Annotated in this window: 5 protein-coding genes; 2 read left to right on the forward strand and 3 right to left on the reverse strand. The window is 69.7% G+C overall.

Annotated features, from left to right (window positions below):
• Positions 1-89: 89 nt before the first annotated feature.
• Both ACY45C_RS19010 and ACY45C_RS19015 read right to left on the reverse strand, forming a co-directional pair.
• Complete coding sequence (locus tag ACY45C_RS19010) at positions 90-509, reverse strand: ester cyclase (RefSeq protein ID WP_462188928.1); 420 nt, start codon at positions 507-509, stop codon at positions 90-92.
• 100 nt (positions 510-609) lie between these two features.
• The gene (locus ACY45C_RS19015; protein WP_462188929.1) at positions 610-1146 is read right to left on the reverse strand and encodes a hypothetical protein; all 537 of its coding nucleotides are present in this window, start codon (positions 1144-1146) and stop codon (positions 610-612) included.
• A 316-nt stretch (positions 1147-1462) separates the two neighbouring features.
• On the opposite strand from ACY45C_RS19015, the gene ACY45C_RS19020 reads away from it, so the two are divergent.
• Positions 1463-2365, forward strand: a complete 903-nt coding sequence (locus ACY45C_RS19020; protein ID WP_462188930.1) for a TerB family tellurite resistance protein — start codon at positions 1463-1465, stop codon at positions 2363-2365.
• Between the two features lie 127 nt (positions 2366-2492).
• Here the strand turns inward: ACY45C_RS19020 and ACY45C_RS19025 are convergent, their stop codons facing one another.
• The gene (locus ACY45C_RS19025; protein ID WP_462188932.1) at positions 2493-2966 is read right to left on the reverse strand and encodes an SCP2 sterol-binding domain-containing protein; all 474 of its coding nucleotides are present in this window, start codon (positions 2964-2966) and stop codon (positions 2493-2495) included.
• A 187-nt stretch (positions 2967-3153) separates the two neighbouring features.
• Between ACY45C_RS19025 and ACY45C_RS19030 the strand changes: the two genes are divergently transcribed.
• The coding region (locus ACY45C_RS19030) for an aminotransferase class IV (RefSeq protein ID WP_462188933.1) at positions 3154-3924 on the forward strand (771 nt) is incomplete at its 3' end.

Genomic DNA, 3924 nt, shown 5'->3' on the forward strand with positions numbered 1-3924 from the left:
GGCGCGTTTTCGGGGCCCAGAAGCGTGACTACCCCCCCATATTTCGGCCGGGCCGGGCCGGGCCGGGCCAGGCCAGGGGCCGGGCCGGCTCAGGCGGGTCGACCGAACTGGCGAGCGAGCCGCGTCTGGTCGAAGTACAGCCGGTTCTCGGTGATCAGGCCGCGCTCGACCCGGTAGACCTCGACGACACGCAGGTTGATCCGACGTCCGGTGGGCGCGAGCTCCGTCCCGTCCGGGTCGCGGTAGACGCCGACGTGCGTCGCGGTCAGCGTGTACTCCTCGACCACGATCTCGCCCTGCTCGGCCAGCACGTGGGTATCGACGTCGATCTCACCGAAAGCCGCCAGGAAGGCGGCGCTGTACTCGGCGCCCGCCGCGCGCCCCTTGATCCGCACCCCGCCCGGTGCCTCGACGACCAGGTCCTCGTCGAGCAGCGACAGCACCGAGGCCTCGTCACCGAGGTCGAAGGCGTCCAGCGCGCGCTTCACCGTGTCCAGCGCCTCTCCCACGTGACATCCTCCAGGCTTGCCTGCCGCACACACCGTCCAGAGGGCGATCATCCCACCACCGGGCCGGTTCCCGACGGGAAACCGGACGTCCGGGAGGACGTCAGACGCTCGTGGTCGAGCCGGGACGGATGATCATCAGAACGGTGACGATCACCCAGAGCAGGCTGAACACACCGGCCGCCATCGCGAGACCGCTCGTGCGGGCGCGCGCCGCGGCCGCGTCCATGGCCACTGCGCCACCATCCATGGCCACCGCGCCTCCGTCCTGCACACGGTCGGGGACGGCCGGGGATCCGGCGACGATCTCGTCGAGGACGCCACGCTGTCCGGGCAGCACCACGATGAGGAGCACGACGGCGGCCACGGTGGTCAGCGCGATCGCGACGATCAACCAGTTCTGCCCAAGAACCCCCAGGCTCTGCGCGGTGAAGAACCCGAAGATCGGCACGACGAGGCCGAGCGCGGAGTAGACGCCACAGATTCGGTGCAGCACGCGGACAATCCCGGCAGCGCGCTCGTCGCCCGGGGAGGTCAGCGCCAGGCGCGCAGCCGGGGCGAACATGCTGGCGGCCACGGTGATCGGTCCGATCGCGAGGATCGCGGCCAGAACATGCACGCTGAGCAGAAACTTGGTCACGGTATGCCTCTCAGGATCGGCCCAGGATCGGGCGCGGACGGTCTGGATACGGATCCGGTGGCACCGCGCCCACGCCTCGACGCTAAGGTCCGGGCGGCTCGACGCCCTAGCCGCCCAGACACCATCATCCTTCCGAGACTGGCCGATCCCACCCCGTCACTGGCCGCGGGCGCGCGCGGCACCCGGACCGAGCGGTCACGCCGGCAGCGCAGATGAGTAGTTCCGCACCGCCGCGTCCACTCGCTCCGCCATCTGGTGGATGATGGTTCCTGCGCGTAACCCGCCTTGTGCCGTGCGTCTTCAGGAGGCTTTCGGTATGCCTTTGCAGGCTGCTATTCGGCTTGATGTTCGGCTTCTCGTACGGATTGACGACCGCGTTCTCCTCGCTCGCCCGCCGGGAGAAGCCTGGCATGTCCTTCCGGGCGGTCCGGTGGCGGCGGGAGAGAGCACGGACGACGCTCTCGAACGGCAGGTAGGCCGCCTCGCCGGCCCTCGGACGGTCTCCCGGCAGTTCATCGGCGCGGTCGAGCACGACGGAACCGTCACCGGCCACTCACCTGAATCCGCAACCGATCACGTGCTCAGTATCATGTTCGCCGGCTTCTGGCCGCCCGACATTCCGACGCCGTCACGCTGGGGAGAGCACACGCTGGTTCCGGTGAACATCGACGTGCTTCTCGCGACACGCCTGCGCCCGCTATCGATGGCCGAGGTGGTACGTCGCTGGCTCGCCGAAGGCTGGCCGCTCTGGCGCGGCCTCGATCCCGCCGTCGACAACCGGCGGCTGCCCTCCCTGGCCTCACTGCGCGCGCAGCTGTTCGCCCGGCGGGAGGAGCTGCGCAGCCTCACCTTCCGGGACGCCGCCGTGGCGATCTGTGCCCTCGTCACCGCGGCCGACGGCCACATCGATCCGGCGGAACGCGAGGGGCTACTCGGCTTCATCGCTACGGATCCGGTGATGTCCCAGTTTCCCGAACAGGACGTGGAGCGGCTCTTCGATGGACATCTGAGCCGTCTCACCGCAGACTTCACCGCCGGCAAACAGGCCGCGCTGGCCGACATCGCCAAGGTGCGGGGGCGGGTGGCGGAAGCCGCCGCCGTGGTGCGCATCGGGCAGGTGATCGGCCTGGTTGACGGCGAGTTCGTCGCCAGCGAGCGGGCCGTGGTGCGGGAGGCCGCCCTCACCCTCGGCCTGAACGCCGCCGAGTTCGCCCTGTGAGGGGCGAGCCGGCGCCGGTTGAACGACGTCGCCGGCCCGGCCGCTCATGACCTCCTCGGCTGGCCTTCCCGGCTGACCTCCTCGGCGCGGCACCGATCGCGGCGGCACCGGTGGGGACCGCCGCCGGTCAGTTCTCCTTCTTGATCTCGAACCAAGACAGGATCCTGCCTCCGAACTTCAGGTCACCATTAATCTTGATCTTTCTGGTGAGGAAGAGCTTGGCCCCGCTGGCTTGACCGGAGACCACCCGAACGAAGCGGACACGATCCGTGACAATGGTCAGCGTCTGCTCCCCCGCGGATTCACTCGGGGTCCCGGCGGCAGGCGGTGTCGCCAAAGTGCAGACACCGTCGGCGACCCGCAGCTCGTAGGTGCGCACGGCGCCGCCCGGTCCACCGTTGAGCACGAATCGGACCAGAGCGTTCTCTTCCTGTGCCTGCTCTGGCCGGAAGGTGTCGCGCATCTGCCGGAAGACCTCGTCCAGCACCGCGTCACCAGCCGGCCCACCCAGCAGGTCGGAGACCTCACGCTCCGACATAGCGGGCAGACCGCTGACGAGTTTCGCCGGGTCGGCCGTGGGATCGACAGCAAGGTCGGACATAGCCACACTCCTTTGCGTTCGTGTTGGCGTTCGTGGGCGGCAGCCTGTCGGCAGCACGCACGAGCACGCTAGCGAAGACGACACTGCGGCGGTTCCGTGGGCGACACAACCGGAATGTCGCGCGTGACGCCCCAGCCCACAGACGCCCCAGCCCACGGACGGCGCGGCCCACCGGCGGGTCACTATCGTGGCCAAGGTGGTCACTCCCACACTTCGACGCGTCGAAATCGACGGGCGCCCCGTTCCCCCCGATGATCCACATCGCCTGGCCCTGCTCCCCCACGGCCACTTCACCGTGCTGCAGGTGCGAGCCGGTCGGGCCCGGGGCCTGCGGTGGCATCTCACCCGGCTGGATGAGGCGAACCAGGAGCTCTACGGCGAGCCCCTGGACGGCGCGCTGGTTCGCCACCGCATCCGGCAGGCACTGTACGCCACCCAGACGGCCGCTACCGGCTCCGAGGCCACGGCGACAGCCGCCACCGCGGTGGATGCCACGGTCCGGATTGTCGTCACCGAGCGGCCGGACGGCGCAGGGGTGCGCGTCATCGTCGCGATCGGCGAACCGGCAACCATGCCGACCACCCCCCAACGGCTGCGGTCAGTGCCGTACCTGCGCCCGTTCGCCCACCTCAAGCATCTCGGGACGTTCGCGCAGATCCAGCACGGCCGGCTCGTCCGCCGTGACGGCTACGACGACGCCCTGTTGACCGCCCCCGGCGGGCTCGTCGCGGAGGGCGCAATGACCAACATCGGTTTCTTCGATGGCAACATGATCGTCTGGCCGGACGCTCCCGCCCTGCGCGGAGTCACCATGACGCTGTTGGAGCAGGCACCGGCGGACGGCGGCCCGCCCAGCGTACGGGCCCCCGTGCGACTGGCGGACCTGGCAGGCTTCGAGGCCGCCTTCGTCACCAACTCACGCGGGATCGCGCCTGTCCGGGCCATCGACGGCCACCTC

It is taken from the genome of Frankia sp. CcWB2 (genome assembly GCF_977927585.1).

Bases quoted from the DNA above. Each gene is read 5' to 3' on its own strand.
- ACY45C_RS19020 (WP_462188930.1), top strand. From the start codon at position 1,463: ATGCCTTTGCAGGCTGCTATTCGGCTTGATGTTCGGCTTCTCGTACGG.
- ACY45C_RS19025 (WP_462188932.1), bottom strand. From the start codon at position 2,966: ATGTCCGACCTTGCTGTCGATCCCACGGCCGACCCGGCGAAACTCGTC.